1 protein-coding gene is annotated in these 727 nt (G+C 72.1%); it reads left to right on the forward strand.

Annotation, left to right across the window (positions count from 1 at the left end):
* Positions 1–158 precede the first annotated feature (158 nt).
* A partial coding sequence (locus tag IMZ11_RS42950; RefSeq protein ID WP_228649369.1) for a hypothetical protein occupies positions 159–727 on the forward strand: 569 nt, incomplete at its 3' end.

The following is a 727-nucleotide window of genomic DNA, read 5'->3' on the forward strand; positions in this document are numbered from 1 at the left end:
CCGGCCTCGACCCAGACCCCGACCCAGACCCCGGTCCTGGTCCCGGTCCCGGTCCCGGTCCTGGTCCCGCCCCGGGTTCCGGTTCCGATGCTGGTCCCGGCTCTGGGGTCGAGTCCAACGCTGTCTCCGCCTCTGGGACCGGTAACAGCAACCCGCAGATGGACCTGGCAGGCGCGGGCACCGTGACGGGAAGCACGAAGAACGAGAACGGCACCGCAGCCGCCCGTACGGTCGGGGCGGTGGGGGTGGTCGGGTTCGCGGCCGGTGAGCTACGGGTCCAGCTGTCGACCCTGATGCACCTGGACGACCTGCCCGCCGAACTCGCCGGATGGGGACCCATCCACGCCCAGTTGGCACGCCGGCTCGCCAAGCGTCAGATCGGTGGGGAGTGGCGGTTCGCCATCTGTGACGAACAGGGACAACTCCTGCATGCCGGGATCACCCGACGTCGACCCGCGGGATGGCCCCGCCACCCCGCACCCGATCCTGCGCACGACCCTGCGCTTGAGCCTGCGCTTGGCCTTGTGCAGGGCCTCGGTTTCACACCCGGCCTACCTTCCGAACCTCTCGCGGGTGACAACCGGGACGGGAGCGATCCGGCGGGCGCGGCCAGGGTAGGGGTGACGGCTGCCCGCACACCGGCTGCCGGGCAGGAAGACGGCGACCGGCCGGGCGGGGCCCTCCACGCGAGGCCGGCGTCGGTTCGCCGTCGCGGGATCGTCGAACT

It is taken from the genome of Microtetraspora sp. AC03309 (assembly GCF_020826795.1).
GTDB lineage: Bacteria > Actinomycetota > Actinomycetes > Streptosporangiales > Streptosporangiaceae > Microtetraspora > Microtetraspora glauca.